Below are 17,503 nucleotides of genomic sequence, written 5' to 3' on the forward strand. Positions count from 1 at the left end.
TAGTACAATTTAAAAGTAAAATCAAGGAAAAAAGGAGATATTTATTATGAAAATATGAATAAAAACAAATTTTCAAAAAATATCATTATCATTTGCTGTAATAACTGGTGTTACCGGTTTAATCTTAGGAATAGTTTCATATAATAAAAATAATCAATTAACATATTTTTATGATTACGACCATGAAGCACACTGGGGGGCAACTATTTGAGCAAGACCAGTAAGTAATAAACATAAAATTACTCTTTACTGAGCATCAAATAAATTAACTGATGATGCAGTAAAATGAGATGGTATTTATCCAGATGGATATTTTGATAATTAAATTTCTAAATTTATATAAGAAATATTTTCATTATATTTATCAAATAAATTAATATTATTTAAATTTATTTCTTGTTTATTTGTTACTAAAATTAAATCATAATTACCAGCACCAAATAGTCCGCTAACTTCAATTCGATTTAAGTTATTAATTGGATTTTCAATTTGTAATTCAAATTCACTATTATTGTCAATTTGTAAAACTTCTTTATAAAATTCTAATTTAGAAAATAATTGTGATTTATTTGAACCATATAAATTTAAAGCATTTTCGGTTTTATTTTTATTAATAATTAATCTTGTAAAATATTTTCCATATTCACCATTACCTAATGTTCAATCTGCCGGAATTAATGATGGTATATTATTGCTTTCTAATTCATTAGTTATGGATAGTCAGTTAAATTGATTATCATCTAATTTCAATAATTCATTTTGACTAATGTCATTGTTTTTTAGTTTAATGTTATTGATATCTGTAAAATCAAAATATGCAGATTTTAATACTACTTTTATATCTTTAAATTCTCAAATCTTATCAGGTGTAGAATGTATAGGATTTGATTTTAATTCAAAATAATAAGGTAATAATAATTTATAGTCATCATTTAAACCGTTATTAATAGACATGGTTGAATAAATATTTTTTGATAGCATTATAACTATTTGTTTTAATATTTTAACTTTTGGTAAATTTGTATAGTTAGGATAATCTAATTCTCATTGTTTAAATAAATTAGTAATAACTTCATTTGGTTTTTGTCCTTCAAACTTAGCACGAATTTTATCTAAATCATTCATTTCTTTTAAAACATTACTTAATGATGCACCATCAAAGTTTCTATTATAAGTATATGTATAAGTTAACATATCTAATAATACTTTTTGTAAACTATCAATTGGTGGTCTATCTTTTATTTCTAGTTCAACATCATGAAATTTATTTGTTGTAGAAATAAATAAATTATAGTCACTTACTAAAAATCATGACTCTAATTTTTTATCTTTTAATTCTAGTTCATCAGATAATGGTCATACTTTTGAATTTTTAGAAACATCATAACCAATTTTATCATTAGTTACTCTTGCATTATTAATAATTTCTTTTCTTGTTTCTCTACCACCACCAATAGCAATTAAATCTAAAACTGATTTTTCTTGTCCTATAAATTGTTTTGCTAAATTTCAAGGTAATATTTGTTCACTAAATCATTGTTGTAATATTCTAACTTTTGGTTGAGTTTCAATAGGCATTGATAATAGCGGAAATGCTATCTTATCTTTGACAAATAACTTTGGGTATACCTCCATATTGTCGACTTCACCAAGTACCTTTATATTGCCAAAAATCATGCTTCTAGGTGCTTTAATTTTTAAACCAATAACTTTGGTGTCTTTATCTAGTGGTTTTTGTAATTTAATAATAATTGGATAACCATCTCTTGTTTTAAAGTCTTTAATTTTAATAATAGTAATACTTTTAGTACTTCTAGTTTTTGGATTTTGATAAGGTTCTGAATAATTATTAATAATATATAAATTATCAATATTATTTTCAGTTAATGGTTCATTTATACTAACTGCATATAACTTAAATTGATTTAATAAATTTATTTCTTGAAATATTAAATTTTTAATATTAGTCATACTATATTCAATTGTATTGTCATTAATATTAGTACTTGCTCTTTGATTTAATTGCATAGTAAAATCAGATGTTTCAACAGCAGTAGTTTTTAATACTTTATCAATATCAATAAAACCTATTTTAATAGTATTTGCTGAAAATCTTAAACTATTATTTTCATTATTTTTAAATAAACGTTCAATTTCATAAATATAAATTTTTCTTTTTTTAAATTCATCGTATGCTCTATTAATATCAGGGTCACTAGTAGCACTCATCATATTAGTAAAATCATAAGGAATATTATCAATTAAATAATCATTTTCTATTTCTGCTTGATTAAGTTTAGTTTGTTTCTGTGGAAACTTCGTTTGTGGTTTGTTGTTGTTTTCCATTGTTTTCTCCTATTAATTGGTTATTTTCTGGATTAAATAATTTTAATTTAACTGTTAAGTTATTAATTTCTTGTTCATCATTAATATTAAATGTTTTACTATTTAATAAATCTTTATCTAAACGTACTAATATTTGAATAAATTTAAGAATATCAATATTAAATTGTCATAATTTTTGTTCAATATAATTAATAGTTGAAATATTTACCGCTGTACTTTCGGGAACCGATTGTTGTGCTGATTTCTTTTGACTTGGTATATGAATACCACAACGTTTAAATATTTCATTAATATTTCAATCATATATATCAGTTAAATTTTTACCTTTAAAATTACTACTTGTCATATTAATATTTTCACTTTTTTCATTATTATCACCAGTAGTTTTTCAAATATAGTTGTTAGTAACTAATGTTCTTACGGCTTCATCCATTGTAGATTTAGCATTACCATAAGTTTGGTCAAAAATAAACTTTGGTGAATTTAAAATAGTATCTAAAACAATTTGTTCATAAATAACATCTAATGCTTTAATTTTATCCATTACTTTATTACAATCTGCTAACTCATTTGCTTTATTTCTCATAATTGCTATTGGAATATAATTAATATTTAATGTTTGTTCTTGTTCTAAATTAGGATTATTACTATATTCTTTAAAAGGTAAAGGAAATTGTTTTTTATTATCACTAATACTATAAATTGCACGATTAATAGTTACTTGTTCATTATTTAATTTATAAACTTCAAATAATCTTACTGTTTGTGCATTTTGTTGATAACTATCATAAAAAATAGTACATTGAATTAATTTACCAGTAATATCATAAATTCTTTGCTGTATATCTACTACTTGAAAATAAAAATCATCATTAGCAATATAAATTAAATAACCACTAATTCCTAATTTGCTTAATTTAAAAATAGAATTTCAATTCTTTCTATAAAATTCTTGTTTAATTAAATATTGTTTAATAGTTTCATTATTAATATCCAATGGAGCATTATATAAATTAGCATTATTTTCAGCAACAAAATCAGTAAAATAAGTCTCATGATTAAAATCATTAAAACCAAAATAACTTAAAATAGAAGTGTGTGTACTTTTATTTTCTAAAAAAATTAATTTAGATTTTTCTTCATTATTATTAATATTTGTTTTATCTTTTCTTGGTCAAAAAGGTTTCATTTTTTTCTCCTTTCTAAAATATTTGATTAATTTTTAAGACAATTTTTACTATAATAAATATAATTAAACCAGCAACAGCAGAAGATAATAAAACTCCAATTAAACTTAAAATAATTTTTATAATTTTTCAAATCATAATTTTATTCCTGTAATTCTTCTACTTTTCATGTATTACCTTTATCGCTACCTTTTAAAGAATAAATAGTAATAAATTTTGAGTGTTGTACTGATAAAACTAAGACATTAGTATTATTGTTAAAAACTTCTATTGGTACACCTGCTATTTTTGTATTAGTTATAATAAATTCTTTAATTGCAAAAACATTATTATATATATTTCAAGAATAATAAACTTTATATCTTTTATTAACTATAAAATCATAAGTAATTTGTCAATTATCTCATTTATTTTTTTCTCTTATTCCTACTTCTTTTCAAATTGAACTACTTGGAGGAATTGGAATTGGTTGTGGTTGTTTTTTGATAATTTCATTAATAGCACCAGCAACAGTTTTATCAGTAGTTTCTAAATTAGGAATTTCAGTACCAATAGTATTTATAGAAAAAGCATATTTGAATTGGTCTTTATCCATTTTATTGTCTAATTTTTTATCTACTTCTTCTTTTTTATAATAATCAGTTAAATCAGTTTTCCCGCAAGTAGCACTAATTTTATTATTTTCATCAATTTTAATATTTTCACCAGCAATTAACTTATCTTGTTTTTTATCTAATAATTGATTTGTTTCTAGTTTTGTATAATAATCATGTTCAGTATTTTCTTCTGCTATAAATTCAGTTGGTGTATCTATTCCTTGATATTGATATATTTCTTCTATATCACCAATTAAATTAATTTTTCCAAGTTCAGGATAAGAATTACCACCACCACTAAATTGTTTCTTTTTATTGTTATAGTAAATAGTTCCAATATTTAAAATATTTTTATTTTGTATTTGTTCTCCATAAGTCATGGAATCAACATTTAACAATTCAAATTCGTTAAAAACATTATTTAAATAAATTTTAATTACTTTATAAAATTTCATAAAGTTATTTTCTGTTGAATATTGATAACTGATTTTAATAAAATATCATTTAAATATTTCTATATTATTATTTTCAACTTTTTTTCATAAGGGACTAGTTTCAATATTAAATCAATTATTTTTAACATCATTAATATTTTCGTTTGTTTTAATTAATTCACTATTTAATTTGGTAATTTCATTTTCATTTGTAGTAATTCGTTTTTGTTGTTTAGCAGAAAAATCACAAGTTGGTGCATGTGTATAATCACCAATTTGTGGATTGTTTTGTAAAACATCAGGTGGTAATGTTCCAATTTCATTAGGTCAATCTAAAATCATAGTTTCAGTTTTTGAGTCATATTCTGTTGCAACATAACCTTTATTTATTAAATTTGTAACTGGTCCCCTATATGTTTCATTTTTATTACCATTAATGGTATCATCATATAATTTTATTTGCTTTGATAATGTAAATTCTTTTTGTTCTTGAATTAATTCATTAACTTGGTTTCTAGTATAAAATGCTTTTAAGTCAATTTTTTCAACATCTATTTCATCATTATTATAATTTGAAAATATTTGTTTTAATTCTGTTAATCTTGCTCATATTTTCATTCTACTAGGTGCTAAATCTCAAATATTAATCGTAGGAGTACTACTTGCACTAAATTGATTACCATTATTAAATTGAATAGTAGCATCAACATTAAATTCAATTGGTGTACGATTAAATACTCAATGTTCAACCATAACATAAACCATATCTCTTAAAGTTTCTTTAATTAATTCATCTTTAAAACTATCAAAAGGAAATTTAGATAAAATAAAATCAAGATAAGCATTAATATCATTTTGAGCACGAATAGCAAATGTTTTAAATCAATCATCAACATTTGGTCATGTATTTATATATTGTCGTGGTGTTTCTGTAATTGTTCCAGTTAATGGATATCAGTTATTATAATTTTCTAAACTGACACCAGTTCAAAGTTTATTAATCATATTTTATCATTCCTTAAAAAATGCTTTTTTATAACGTTTGGTTTTTGATTTAGTTTTTCTATGTGATATATGTATAATTTCTTTTTGTAATTTTTTATTTCCTTTTTTTACAACTTGATTATATGCAAATTTTTCTAAATGTCTTAACAATCCAGTACCAAATACAGTATTAACTGATAATTTTAAACCCACCCTTTTAAATGATTTATTGACATTATCAATAGGATTATTAATAACATTAACTACTTTATGATAAGTTCTAATTGTCCTTAATATTTGCCTATAAATTTTAAAACTATCTTTAATCATTTGTTGTACAACTGGTAGAGCAAAAGCAATACTTTTTAATCATTTATTTTGACTAACTCCATATCCAATATATCAACCGCTATATCATCTATATCAATGAAATGGATGTATTTGAATAACAAAAGTTTCTGCTTTGATAATACTATCAATAACTACAATTGGTTTATATTTAGGATTACGATGATAAATAGTAATTCCACATTTATCTAATGATAAAGGTTGAATTTTACAAGCCATAAATACTGGTGAATTTAATGGAATTAATTGTGCATGTTTAATTGCTTTCTTTTCAGCACTTGTAAATACATCAATTGTTTTTTCTTTTAATTTATTAATTTTTTCAAATGCTTGTTTTTCTAATTTTTCGAATTTCTCTTGTAATTTATAAATATTTATTCTTATTTTTTCAAAATATGAAGTATCTTTTCAAAATTTATTTAAACCTTTTTTAAAATAAAATTTAATATCAAAATATTTAAAAGTTTGATTTGCTTTTAATACTAATTTATGAATTGAACTATTTTTAAAATTAAATTTAATTGCATTAGCACGAATTTTTTGTAAATCTAAAATTAAAGATTTTCCATATCTATTTTCTGCATGTATTGTATGAACTAAATTTAATCAGTCATGTTGGTTCATTTTTAATACTTCTTTTAAATCAGTATTATATTTTTGTAAAAAATTGTTTGCTTTATCAATATCTTTAATTTTAAATTTAGGAGTTAACTGTGGACTTAACTTTATTAATTCATTTTGTAATAATAAATAATTTTTTAATTCTTGTACTTCTAATTTTGCAAAATTATTTTTATATTGTCTTTCAGCAACAAAACCTAAATTTTGTATTATTGTTTCGCGATTTGGAGCATGGTTATAATTAAATAAATAACGTTTATTTCCAATAATTTTATCTGTTAAAATTTCTTTTCCACTTACTTGACTAATGATTTCTTGTAAATTTTTTGCTTTTTTAATGCCAATTTGTTCTAATGTTTTAGTTTTTTCTGCTAAACTAATAAATTTAGTTGTACGATAACCACGACTAATTCTATTAAGTCCAGCAAATGCAGGTAATATATTAAAAAAAGTATTTAATGGTGTAACATTTCCTTTTAAATAATCATAAACTTGATTAATAGTAAAATCAGTTAAAAACTCTACACCAACAGCACTAATACTAGCAAGTAAATCACTTGCACCTAAACCAAGTGCTAAACTTTCACTTAATCCACCAGTAAAAGGAGCAAGTGCTACTGCTATTACTTGTACACCAATCATTTCTAAAATTTCTCATCATCAACTTTTATGTTCTTGTTGTTGACTTGTTCTAGTATGTTTTGGTTTATTTATGTTTAAAAGTATTGCTGTACTAGTTGTACCAATTGGCATAATAATTATCCTTATTTAAGAGTTATTTTTATAGGATTTGTTGAACCTTGATAATTTTTATCAGTGTCATTAGTAGTGATTACTACATATAAATCTCCTGCTTTTTGGTTTTGATTACTTACATCCACTTGACCTTGGGCATCACTAAAATAATTAATAATTGGAGTTGTTAAATTTGGATTTAAATTATTTAGTTCAGTTGTATTTTTAATTGTTGTATCTAATAATTTATTCTTTTTAGTAGTATCAGCAGTAATATTAGTTGTTAATGTTGTAATTTCTTCACTTAAATATTTTTTATTAACAATACCACATAACATTCATCTTGATTCTGTTTCTGAGTTTGACATATAAGGAATAGATTCTCCTGTTACTTGTCCACCAACTAAATATCTTTTTGGAACTTTACCATCTTTAATATCTTCAACATATATACTAGTTTGTTGTAACATATATCTTTTCATTGCTTTTGGTGTTGCTAAAACAAAATTCATAATTTGATTTTTATTTTCAGTATTTTTAAATGTCATATAATCATCCATAACAATTTGACATAATACACCTTTAATATATAAATTTGTTCCATTTAATCTTAATTGTTGTGCTAGTTGATTATCAGTAATTAAACCTTTATTATCTGCTAAATAAACTAAAGTATCATAAAGACTATTTGTTATAAAAAATTTACAATTATTACTATTTCTTAATTGAAATAAAGTATTTCATGCTGATAACATTGATTTTAAATATCCTACTGGTGTTGTATCAGTAATGATTACTTTTTTGGCAGATTTAGCAATTGTATTTGTATCATTATTTGCTAAATAATCTGCTAAATCATTAGCAACTTCATATTGCATACTTTCTAGTAAATTTTGCCCATTATCTGCAAATAAATCAACTTCACCAATCATTTCTCCTGTACTAGCTTCTTTTGTAATTTCTTTAATAATTTTATCAGTATCAACATAACCAACTTCTAATCCTTTACTTTTATCATTTCAATGAAGTATTTTGAATGTTGGGTCTTTTGGTTTTTTAACTATAAATTCAATTTTTGTAGAATTAACCATTTCAATTGGAAAAAAACTTGCTCATGGACTATTTGATTGTTTATAAAATTCTATAAATTCAGGTGTTTCTACTAATTTTGTAGTATTATCTAAATTTTGTTTAAATGGCACTGGATTTGGCATTTTAAATTTTCCTTTCTTTTATAAATTATTTTTCTTTTTATAATCTAATAAACTACTTTTTATTGAAGTTTCTTGATTTGTTAATATTGTTTCTTGTTTACCACCTGTATTAATTGGTTCTTTAAATAGTGGTTGTTCTTTAATCATTTTTTTAATAGTTTCTTCAATTTTTGAATTTTCTATATTACTTGTTTTAAATTTTAAAAATTCATAAAATTCTTTTTTAACTTGATATTTTTTAAATATATTAATTATTTCTTTTTCTTTAATTTCTTGATTAAGTTTATTTAACTTATTTTCTAATTCAACAATCTTAATTTCTTGCTCTTGTTGTAAATTATTATTTTCAATTAAAGGTTCAGTATTTTGTTCAACATTAGTTTCATTTTCTAACATTTAAATCACACCTTTATTATTTATTTTCTTTTCCATTAATTTTTTCATTAAGTTTTGCTAATTTTTTTTGATGTTTCATCACTTTATTATTTCTTCTAATATGTTTTGGAGTTGTAATAAATCTTTTCAATCAAACAATTAATTCTCTACAAATTAATGTTCCTACACTTGTTCCAATAATAATTAATTCATGTAAAAATTCTTTCATTTTCAATTATTTCCTTTCAATTATTTATTTTTAATTATTCGTCAAATTGACCATTATTAATTCTTTCAATCATTGATTTTGAATTACTTATAATAGTTACCAATAAAGATATTTCTTTATTTAATTGTTCCATTCTTTCTTTATATGTCTGAATTTCATTGTTATAATATTCAATCAATTTTTCTTTATTCATTAGTTATCATCTCCTTTATAAACTATCATATGTAGTTGGTCTTTCATATAAAACATCACTACTTCCACTATTATTACTAATAGCATCACTATTAATTAATCTTCTTGTTTCATTTGTAAATGATGTTTCTTGCATTTCTTGATTATAATTTGTAGTTTCCATAGGTAATAAATTATGTATAATTTCACTTGCACCAGCAACTATTGTTGGTACTGCATAAGCATTATTAAAATCATTATTTATACCCATAGCTACACCACTTGAAATTAGACATCCACTAGTTGCCATATTACATATTTTTCTTATTACTTCAAATCTATTAGGTATTAGTTCACTTAACCCACCAATTAGATTTGATATACCATAAGTACTTAAACTAATATATGTATCTCAATCCATTTGTTGTTTATTATCATTAGTTAATAATAATGGTCATGGTGGTGTTTCTGTGGTAGTAGTTGTTAATCAAGGTGGTGGTTCAGGATTAGGATTGATTTTTGTAAATTTTGCATAATTAATTAAACCAATAGTTCCTAAACCTAATAATATTTTTTTTACTTGAATTTAATATTTTCTTTTTAGTACTTGGCATTTGATTTAAGTTTCATATATCAATTCCTAACTTTTTACTAAATAATAAAGCATTAATACTTCCTAATACTGGATTACCAATAATTTGACCATAATAAGCACTTGTACCAATCATTGCTGATAATGGACTTATTCCAATTCTTATTATTTTTAATAAAGTATAGTTATTTGATTGTACATTCGTGTCATTTGGCATTTTCATTTACTCCTTCATTTTTTGGTTTAATAAACACTTCAACTCAACCTGTATAGTGAACGTTATCACCAACTAAAATAGCAGTATTTGCATGTGGTTGAGAAACAACTAAATATTCAGCAATAACATTAGGATATTTTCATAAAATAATTGCTTTTATATCATTACTATCTGTTAAATCTTTGGGATTTGGTGAAAATATTTCTATTTTATCTTGACCAAATAAATCTGTTAATTTAGTCATTATCAAATTCACCTTTTTCTATTTTTTCAATTAATAAATTTAAAATATTTTTGTCCAAATCAGAGTTTGTATAATTAATTTTTTTAGTTCATTTAATTATATCTTTCATATATTTAAGTAATTTTTCTTTATTCATTATTTATTCTCCTTATTTAAATAATATCAACCAATTAATAAACTATCTGCTTCATCATGATTTGATATTTTTATATTTCAATTATTTCTTTAATAATTTCTTCAGCAACATATATACTTAGTTCTTTATCTCAAGGTCTTAATCAAAAAATAGGTGGGTCATAACGTTCATATCATTTCTTTCATTCACTTGGACTTATTAACATATCTTTTGTTAATAATTTATTAAATTGTCCTGCAATAAAACCACGTAAATGTTCTTGAGTTTCATAACCAATACCATTTTTTGAATTAAAAGTACCACGTTCAATAATTAAATCCAATTCATTATCATTAACTTTTATATCTCAATAAAATTTTCTTTGTCCATCATATTCTTTTAAATTATAACTTTTAACAAATATTGGTTTTCAATTTAAAAAATCATATTTATCATGTAAATAAACTTTTTTTCATAAAGTAAATCCAGTATTTTTAATACTTGGGTCAATTGAAAGTAAATAATTAGTCATTATCAAATCACCGGTCTTTAATTCTGGTTTTAATTGGTTTATAAACTTCTTCATAATATCCGTTTAAGCGATATGTGTTTTTAAGATATTGCATAAATCTTTCTTTATTAATACAATTTTTATGTCTTGATTTATTAATTTCATCAACTTTATTTCTATGTTCTTTATCACCTTGATAACAATGTTCACATACATTTCTCAGCAGTTTTTTTCGCAAGTAAATAAATCATGTTTTTTATCACATACACAACAATCTTCACAACATACTTCTTTATTCATTATTTATTCTCCTTTCTATTATTTCTTTCTTGCTTTATTAAGAAATTTATTCAAATAATTTGATTATCACCATCACCTAATTTTTTTAAAAGATATTCATATCTTTTCTTAAAATCTTCACTATCAATATCTCTATCTTGGTAAATTATTTTTTTCAATTTTTTTATTTTATACAAGGTTTTTGGAGAATATATTTCTCCATGCATGCAAAGAAAACATTTCATTATTTATTCTCCTTATTTTCAATTTGATTAGCAATTTCACTTAATATTTTTAATACTTTATATTCATTTTTTAATTCTTTAATAATAAATATTAAAAATATTATTAGTGTTATACTTGTTATTAATATTGGTGCTATTAATAAAATTTCTCATCATATCATTTTTTACTCTTTTCATTTTTTAAATCATTTAACATTAATTGAACAAAATACACGATTTTAGGAATGTTTAAAGTATTAAAAATTTGACCAGTGACAATAATTTCATCGTTTTTGTTTAATAAAATACATCGGTTATAAAATTTTGGATTATTAAAAATTAAAGTAACATAGTTTAAACCATTTCATTGACCACGAACACTATAATATAATTCTTTATTACCTTTTTCGTAATATTTTGCTTCAATAGTGTTACTTAGTTTTACTGTTAATTTGACATAATTGGCTTTATCTTTCATTTTTATAATTCCTTAAATAGTATTGAATGTGTTTATATGCATCTTGTTCATGTTTTGTTAATTTTATATTTCCTTTATAATTTGTTATTTTATTTTTATTTTTTGGTTGGTTTTCTAGATAATCTCAGTTGAAAACATCTTGTACTAATACCATTAATGAACCAATAATTTTAGGAGTTGCTAATGGATTAGTTAATAATTGTTTTGAACTTAAAAAGAAATTTTCTACAATAACTAATATTTTGTTTTCAAAAAATTGTTCTTTGATTATTGATAATATTCTTTTATAACGATTTTTACTTTCAAAAACATGTGTTGTGTTGAATGTTTCTGTATAAATAATCCTATTTGTTTCATTTGAATATATAACAATTCCATTATTACCAATACCAGCGGGGTCAATCCCAATAATTAAGTCATATTGCATTATTAATCAAATTCACCATTTTTAATTTTTTGATTTAATTGAGATATAAGATTTAATCTTCCATTAAAACAACTTTTTCAAAGTTTAGTTACTTTTTCATCGTCTCTCATTTCTTTATTTCATTCTCATTCATCTTTAAGATATTCAAGTATTTTTTCTTTATTCATATTTATACCTCCTACTTAACCTAATATTTAAAATACAGTCATAACAAATTGCTTTACTATTTTTATCTCTTAAAAAATATTTTCTTGTTTTTATATCATTAGTATTAAAGAATAAATAATCTAATTTATTTTGTTTACATGTTCAACAAAAATACTTTTTCATTATGAGTTGAAATTTCCTTATAAGAAGTAACTATATAATTAATTGGTAAATCATCATGTTTATATGGATTATTTATTTTAAAACCTTTTCTGTTTTCTTCTCACGTAATGTTATATTTAAAACAAGGATTAGTAATTTTAGTTTTGTTATCTGTTATTTCACCCATAAATCAACTATTATGCTGTTCATAAAATGTTAATTGTTCAAGTTTTATATCATTAAGATAATATTATTTTGGAGCAGTTGGTTTATTAACAGTTATTTTTTGGTCTTTAATATATGGTTCTAATAACTTTATTAATTCATTACCACTTAATTCTTTTTTAATATTTTCTAAATTAAAAACTCAATATGTGCAACTGTTATCAACAATAAAAGAATTATTTTTAATCATTCATTTTGGAAGAGATAATTTATATTCAACATAATCAATAAGAATAGATTGTGGTTTATCTTTAACAATTTGTTCTTTTTTAAATTCTATTTGCATAATAATCCTTTCCTAATATGTTCTGTTGCTTCTAGCATAAAGAACATATATTTTTATTCTTAGATTATTAATAATACTACTATTTGTTTTATTCATTCCAGCAATTCTGGGCTCAAAAATAAATTGTGAAATTTTAAAAAACATTGAGGCATTCGATTCAATATTTATTTAATTTGCGTTTAGCAAATTAATATTTTAATTGAACCGGTCCCGCTCAATTTTTTTTACAAGTTTGAAATTTATTTTCTCGCCCAAAAATTTTTCAAAAAAAAATAAAAAATAAAACCAACACTTGCTCACTTGGTAGTGGCAAGGTTGGTTAAATAAAGAATAATAGTTGGTCCCCACTCCGGGTCTATATATACTAGTTTCCAATTCGCTCCCACCCCAAGAATTACCATTTCTGGTTAGTATATTTTATTAGGTATCACTCCACTTTTTATTTATCCATGCAAGTCCACATGCTAGCTACTATTTTTAACAACTATGTTGTAGTTCACTTTTTTATTTCCCTAACACGTGTTGATAATAGTGCTAAAGACGGTTATTAAAAATTTTAAAATTTTACAATTACAAAAAAAGACAAGAATTTTATTCTCGTCTTTTGTCATTTATTTTTTAATTTAATAGTTTAAAAAAGAAAGGAGTTATTTTTAAAAATTTTTATTTATCGACATCTTCGGTACGCTCCCAAATCTTTTTTTAGAGAATGATTATTAAGTTCTGAATTAATATTTTTAAGTTTTTGATTTAAATTATGTTCATAGTTATCAATGATTTCAATAATTTCTTCTTGATTATTTTTTCAAATTTCATTATCATTTTGATTATCTTTTATTTCATTAGTTTTTTTAGTTGTTCATTTAAAGCCTTATTAATGTTTAGTATCATTTCTTTAGCATTTATTAAATTTTCTGCTTTTAGTTGATTTAGTTGATTTATTTGCTCGATTATTCTTGCTATTTTTATATGGTTATTTTTATTGGCCATCATTAAAGCTGTATTACCATTTTGATTTGCATAATTAAGATTAGCGTTATTTTCTATTAAAGCATTAGTAATTTCTAAAAAACCATTTTCAGCAGCTATCATTAAAGGACTATAACCAGATTGATCTGAATAATTAACATTAACATTTTTTGTTAGTAAAGTGTTAACTATTTCCAAATAACCTTTTCAAGTACTTGCTGAATTATACTTGTAAGTGCAAGTAAATAAAATTGCAAAAAATTCTCATATAAAAATTTCATAATGCTAAATTTAGTTTAGAAAAAAGTAAGGAGTTTTTATATGAGTTATAAACATCTTGGCATAGATGAAAGGATTTATATTGAGAATCAATTGAAATTTAAATTTAAAATTAGTGAAATAGCTAAAAATCTTAATCGAAGTATTAGTACTATTATTCGAGAAATTAATAGAAATAAAGATAATAATCATTATTTTTCATTAATTGCACAAAATAAAGCTGAAAATCGAAAACAATCACATATTAGTTTTCATAAGTTTAAAAATAAGAATTTAGTAAAATATGTACAACAAAAATTACTATTAGGTTGATCACCTGAACAAATTTATGGCAGAATTAAAAATTTTCATAAAGAGTGAGTTATTAGTTTTAAAACAATTTATACTTGAATTTATTTTGGAATGCTTGATAAAGTTACTAGTAAAAATTTAAGAAGAAAAGGTAAAAAACGAAAATCTAAAGAAAATCGTGGCAAGTTTAATGGTAAATCAATTAAAGAATGAGATATAAATGTTAATGATCGTATAACACTTGGTCATTGGGAAGGAGATACTATAGTATCATCACGAGGTAAAAGCAAATCATGTTTAATAACTTTAGTTGAAAGAGTATCACGATTTACTTTAGCAATATTAGTTAAAAACAGAACTACTAAAGTTATTAATAAAAATGTCAGTTATTATTTATCAATTCTTCCTAAAAACATTGTTAAAACTATTACTTTTGATCGTGGCAAAGAATTTTCAAATTGACAACAACTTGAAAAAAATTTAGATGTAAAAATTTATTTTTTCAATCCATATTCACCTTGACAAAGAGGTACTAATGAAAATACTAATGGTTTAATTAGAGAAAAATTTCCTACAAAATTTATTTTTTCAAAAACTAATAAAAATGAAGTTCATAAATTTATATTGTCTTTAAATCAAAGACCGAGAAAAATACTAAATTATCTTTCACCAATCGAATATTTGGATAGAAAAATAATTTAGTTGCACTTACCTTTACAATTTAGCATATTTATTTTAAATGTATTATATTAAATTTTGTATAGAAACCTTTAACTTTAAATTATAAAATTGATTTAGTTCTTTTATCGACATTATCTTTAAATAAATAAATATATGATAAAATGAAAATGAAATAAATTGTAGTAAGGAGTTTTTTTCATGGCAAATAAACCAAAAAGCAGTGTTTATAATGAATCATCAATTCAAATTTTAGAAGGTCTAGAAGCAGTTAGAAAAAGACCTGGAATGTATATTGGTTCTACTGATAATCGTGGTCTTCATCATCTAGTTTGAGAAATTGTTGATAATGGTATTGATGAAGCATTAGCTGGCTTTTGTACTAGTATTGTTGTTACTATTAATTTTGATAAGTCAGTTACTGTTGAAGACAATGGTCGTGGTGTTCCAACTGGTATGCATGCTTCAAAAAAAAGTACTCCCGAAGTTATTTATACGGTTTTACATGCTGGTGGAAAATTTGACACTAATAGTTATAAAACCTCGGGTGGTTTACATGGTGTTGGTGCTTCAGTAGTAAATGCTTTAAGTAATTGAATGATTGTTACTATTCATCGTGATAAAAAAATTCATGAAATTAAATTTAAAAATGGTGGTAAGATTGATCAAAGTTTAAAAATGATTGGTAGCACTTATAAAACAGGAACTAGGGTACAATTTTTACCTGATTTTCATCGTGTTTTTCTAGATTGTGATTGAAATGTTCATTTATTTGAACAACATTTACGTGAAAGTGCTTTTTTAATTAATGATTTAAGTATTCAATTAATTGATAAGAGGACAGGTACTGAAGAAACTTTTCATTATGAAAATGGCTTAGTTGCTTTCATGCAATATTTAAATAAAGATAAAAAAAATTTATCACCAATTGTTAGTTTAAAAGGTAAACAAAATAATATTGACGTTGAAATTGTATTACAATATACTGAAGATTATAGTGAAACGTTAGTAGGGTTTGCTAATAATGTTAAAACTGTTGATGGTGGAAGTCATTTAGTTGGTTTTAAAAGTGGTTTAACGAAAGCTATTAATGAATATGCAAGAAAACAAGAATTATTAAAAGCAAAAGATAAAAATTTAGAAGGTAATGATTTGCGAGAAGGTTTGGTTGCTATTGTTTCGTTGCGTATTCCTGAAAATTTAATTCAATATGAAGGTCAAACAAAAGGTAAATTAGGAACGCCCGAAGCAAGAATTGTTGTTGATAATATTGTTAATGAAAGATTTTCATTTTGACTTCACGAAAATAGTGATGCTGCTAAAAAAATTATTTATAAAGCCATTAAGGCTCGTGATATTCGTAATGCTTTAAGAAAAGAACGCGAATCATTGCGTAATAAAAGTAAAGATACGCAAAAATTTTTAGTAGGTAAATTGGTGCCTGCACAAAGTAAAAATCCTAACATTAATGAATTATTTTTAGTGGAAGGAGATTCCGCTGGTGGCAGTGCCAAGTCCGGTCGTGATCGTAAGTTCCAAGCGATATTACCGTTAAAAGGAAAAGTAATTAATGCCGAAAAAACTAAAGTAATTGATCTTTTTAATAATGAGGAAATTAGTATGATTATTAATGCGATTGGTGCTGGTGTTGGTAACGAATTTAGTATTGAAAATTGTAATTATAATAAAGTCATTATTATGACTGATGCCGATACTGATGGTGCCCATATTCAAATTTTATTACTAACTTTTTTCTATCGTTATATGCGAGATTTAATTACTTCGGGTAATATTTATATTGCATTACCGCCTTTATTTAAAATTTCTTTTAAAGAAGAAGAGCAAGAGAAACATGTATATGTTTGAAATGAGTTAGAATTAAAAGATAAAGTTGAAACAATTAAAGGTAAATATGACCTGCAACGTTATAAAGGTTTAGGAGAAATGAATGCTGAACAATTATGAGAAACAACTATGGATCCAAATGTCCGTCAATTAATTAAAATTACTATTGAGGATGCTCTATCAGCAGAAACAGAAATTCAAATATTAATGGGTGATAAACCAGAAAAAAGACGAAAATGAATTGAAGAAAATATTTCTTTTGAAGCTAGTGATTATTAAGAAAAAGGAGTTTAT

General features: G+C 23.2%; 27 protein-coding genes. 3 read left to right on the top strand and 24 right to left on the bottom strand.

From position 1 onward, the window contains the following. Nucleotides 1-46: 46 nt before the first annotated feature. Complete coding sequence (locus AAHM79_RS03230; protein WP_342257212.1) at nucleotides 47-325, top strand: hypothetical protein; 279 nt, start codon at nucleotides 47-49, stop codon at nucleotides 323-325. Here AAHM79_RS03230 and AAHM79_RS03235 read toward each other — a convergent pair. From AAHM79_RS03235 to AAHM79_RS03350, 24 genes are all read right to left on the bottom strand, one after another. Continuing rightward, nucleotides 322-2,346, bottom strand: coding sequence for a hypothetical protein (locus AAHM79_RS03235; protein WP_342257322.1), 2,025 nt, complete (start codon nucleotides 2,344-2,346; stop codon nucleotides 322-324). The two genes, AAHM79_RS03230 and AAHM79_RS03235, sit on opposite strands and share 4 nt — an antisense overlap. Continuing rightward, nucleotides 2,297-3,535, bottom strand: a complete 1,239-nt coding sequence (locus tag AAHM79_RS03240; protein WP_342257210.1) for a hypothetical protein — start codon at nucleotides 3,533-3,535, stop codon at nucleotides 2,297-2,299. Before AAHM79_RS03240 ends, AAHM79_RS03235 begins: the two co-directional genes overlap by 50 nt. 13 nt (nucleotides 3,536-3,548) lie before the next feature. Further along, on the bottom strand, nucleotides 3,549-3,671 hold the full coding sequence (locus AAHM79_RS03245) for a hypothetical protein (RefSeq protein ID WP_338957828.1): 123 nt from the start codon (nucleotides 3,669-3,671) through the stop codon (nucleotides 3,549-3,551). 4 nt (nucleotides 3,672-3,675) lie between these two features. After that, nucleotides 3,676-5,568, bottom strand: a complete 1,893-nt coding sequence (locus AAHM79_RS03250) for a hypothetical protein (RefSeq protein ID WP_342257209.1) — start codon at nucleotides 5,566-5,568, stop codon at nucleotides 3,676-3,678. 3 nt (nucleotides 5,569-5,571) lie between these two features. Further along, nucleotides 5,572-7,269 (bottom strand): hypothetical protein, encoded by a 1,698-nt coding sequence (locus AAHM79_RS03255; protein WP_342257321.1) that lies wholly within the window; start codon nucleotides 7,267-7,269, stop codon nucleotides 5,572-5,574. A gap of 11 nt (nucleotides 7,270-7,280) precedes the next feature. Continuing rightward, nucleotides 7,281-8,465, bottom strand: coding sequence for a hypothetical protein (locus AAHM79_RS03260; protein ID WP_338958609.1), 1,185 nt, complete (start codon nucleotides 8,463-8,465; stop codon nucleotides 7,281-7,283). An 18-nt stretch (nucleotides 8,466-8,483) separates the two neighbouring features. Continuing rightward, nucleotides 8,484-8,861 carry a hypothetical protein gene (locus AAHM79_RS03265; protein WP_342257219.1) on the bottom strand — a complete coding sequence of 126 codons (378 nt, stop codon included), beginning with the start codon at nucleotides 8,859-8,861 and terminating at the stop codon, nucleotides 8,484-8,486. Nucleotides 8,862-8,877: 16 nt separating this feature from the next. After that, entirely contained in the window at nucleotides 8,878-9,069 is a 192-nt protein-coding gene (locus tag AAHM79_RS03270) for a hypothetical protein (RefSeq protein ID WP_342257320.1), read from the bottom strand. A 34-nt stretch (nucleotides 9,070-9,103) separates the two neighbouring features. Next, nucleotides 9,104-9,262 carry a hypothetical protein gene (locus tag AAHM79_RS03275; protein ID WP_338957552.1) on the bottom strand — a complete coding sequence of 53 codons (159 nt, stop codon included), beginning with the start codon at nucleotides 9,260-9,262 and terminating at the stop codon, nucleotides 9,104-9,106. Nucleotides 9,263-9,277: 15 nt separating this feature from the next. Next, a complete protein-coding gene (locus AAHM79_RS03280) occupies nucleotides 9,278-9,661 on the bottom strand; it encodes a hypothetical protein (protein ID WP_342257220.1) in 384 nt (127 codons plus the stop codon). Nucleotides 9,662-9,776: 115 nt separating this feature from the next. Continuing rightward, on the bottom strand, nucleotides 9,777-10,049 hold the full coding sequence (locus tag AAHM79_RS03285) for a hypothetical protein (RefSeq protein WP_342257221.1): 273 nt from the start codon (nucleotides 10,047-10,049) through the stop codon (nucleotides 9,777-9,779). Then, a complete protein-coding gene (locus AAHM79_RS03290) occupies nucleotides 10,018-10,293 on the bottom strand; it encodes a hypothetical protein (protein ID WP_338957557.1) in 276 nt (91 codons plus the stop codon). Before AAHM79_RS03290 ends, AAHM79_RS03285 begins: the two co-directional genes overlap by 32 nt. Continuing rightward, nucleotides 10,286-10,429, bottom strand: coding sequence for a hypothetical protein (locus tag AAHM79_RS03295; protein WP_338957559.1), 144 nt, complete (start codon nucleotides 10,427-10,429; stop codon nucleotides 10,286-10,288). Before AAHM79_RS03295 ends, AAHM79_RS03290 begins: the two co-directional genes overlap by 8 nt. 70 nt (nucleotides 10,430-10,499) lie before the next feature. After that, on the bottom strand, nucleotides 10,500-10,994 hold the full coding sequence (locus AAHM79_RS03300) for a hypothetical protein (RefSeq protein ID WP_342257411.1): 495 nt from the start codon (nucleotides 10,992-10,994) through the stop codon (nucleotides 10,500-10,502). Further along, nucleotides 10,933-11,157 carry a hypothetical protein gene (locus AAHM79_RS03305; protein ID WP_342257317.1) on the bottom strand — a complete coding sequence of 75 codons (225 nt, stop codon included), beginning with the start codon at nucleotides 11,155-11,157 and terminating at the stop codon, nucleotides 10,933-10,935. Before AAHM79_RS03305 ends, AAHM79_RS03300 begins: the two co-directional genes overlap by 62 nt. A gap of 61 nt (nucleotides 11,158-11,218) precedes the next feature. Continuing rightward, nucleotides 11,219-11,425: a hypothetical protein gene (locus tag AAHM79_RS03310; protein ID WP_342257316.1), complete on the bottom strand. Its 207-nt coding sequence runs from the start codon at nucleotides 11,423-11,425 to the stop codon at nucleotides 11,219-11,221. A gap of 17 nt (nucleotides 11,426-11,442) precedes the next feature. Beyond that, entirely contained in the window at nucleotides 11,443-11,604 is a 162-nt protein-coding gene (locus AAHM79_RS03315; RefSeq protein WP_338957563.1) for a hypothetical protein, read from the bottom strand. Then, complete coding sequence (locus AAHM79_RS03320) at nucleotides 11,580-11,900, bottom strand: hypothetical protein (RefSeq protein ID WP_342257315.1); 321 nt, start codon at nucleotides 11,898-11,900, stop codon at nucleotides 11,580-11,582. The genes AAHM79_RS03315 and AAHM79_RS03320 overlap by 25 nt, the downstream gene beginning before the upstream one ends. Further along, nucleotides 11,890-12,327: a hypothetical protein gene (locus tag AAHM79_RS03325; RefSeq protein WP_338957565.1), complete on the bottom strand. Its 438-nt coding sequence runs from the start codon at nucleotides 12,325-12,327 to the stop codon at nucleotides 11,890-11,892. The genes AAHM79_RS03320 and AAHM79_RS03325 overlap by 11 nt, the downstream gene beginning before the upstream one ends. 2 nt (nucleotides 12,328-12,329) lie before the next feature. Then, entirely contained in the window at nucleotides 12,330-12,494 is a 165-nt protein-coding gene (locus AAHM79_RS03330) for a hypothetical protein (protein ID WP_338957566.1), read from the bottom strand. Nucleotides 12,495-12,628: 134 nt separating this feature from the next. Next, nucleotides 12,629-12,823, bottom strand: coding sequence for a hypothetical protein (locus AAHM79_RS03335; RefSeq protein ID WP_342257314.1), 195 nt, complete (start codon nucleotides 12,821-12,823; stop codon nucleotides 12,629-12,631). A gap of 63 nt (nucleotides 12,824-12,886) precedes the next feature. Further along, on the bottom strand, nucleotides 12,887-13,147 hold the full coding sequence (locus tag AAHM79_RS03340) for a hypothetical protein (RefSeq protein WP_342257423.1): 261 nt from the start codon (nucleotides 13,145-13,147) through the stop codon (nucleotides 12,887-12,889). Nucleotides 13,148-13,159: 12 nt separating this feature from the next. Further along, entirely contained in the window at nucleotides 13,160-13,291 is a 132-nt protein-coding gene (locus AAHM79_RS03345) for a hypothetical protein (RefSeq protein ID WP_338958910.1), read from the bottom strand. Between the two features lie 690 nt (nucleotides 13,292-13,981). Beyond that, nucleotides 13,982-14,314, bottom strand: coding sequence for an ankyrin repeat domain-containing protein (locus AAHM79_RS03350; RefSeq protein ID WP_342258122.1), 333 nt, complete (start codon nucleotides 14,312-14,314; stop codon nucleotides 13,982-13,984). 123 nt (nucleotides 14,315-14,437) lie between these two features. On the opposite strand from AAHM79_RS03350, the gene AAHM79_RS03355 reads away from it, so the two are divergent. After that, nucleotides 14,438-15,388 (top strand): IS30 family transposase, encoded by a 951-nt coding sequence (locus AAHM79_RS03355; RefSeq protein WP_342258123.1) that lies wholly within the window; start codon nucleotides 14,438-14,440, stop codon nucleotides 15,386-15,388. Nucleotides 15,389-15,565: 177 nt separating this feature from the next. Continuing rightward, the gene (parE, locus tag AAHM79_RS03360) at nucleotides 15,566-17,488 is read left to right on the top strand and encodes a DNA topoisomerase IV subunit B (protein WP_342258124.1); all 1,923 of its coding nucleotides are present in this window, start codon (nucleotides 15,566-15,568) and stop codon (nucleotides 17,486-17,488) included. Nucleotides 17,489-17,503: the final 15 nt, after the last annotated feature.

It is taken from the genome of Spiroplasma endosymbiont of Nomada ruficornis (assembly GCF_964030795.1).
In the GTDB taxonomy this organism is placed as follows: Bacteria; Bacillota_I; Bacilli_A; order Mycoplasmatales; family VBWQ01; genus Spiroplasma_E; species Spiroplasma_E ixodetis_A.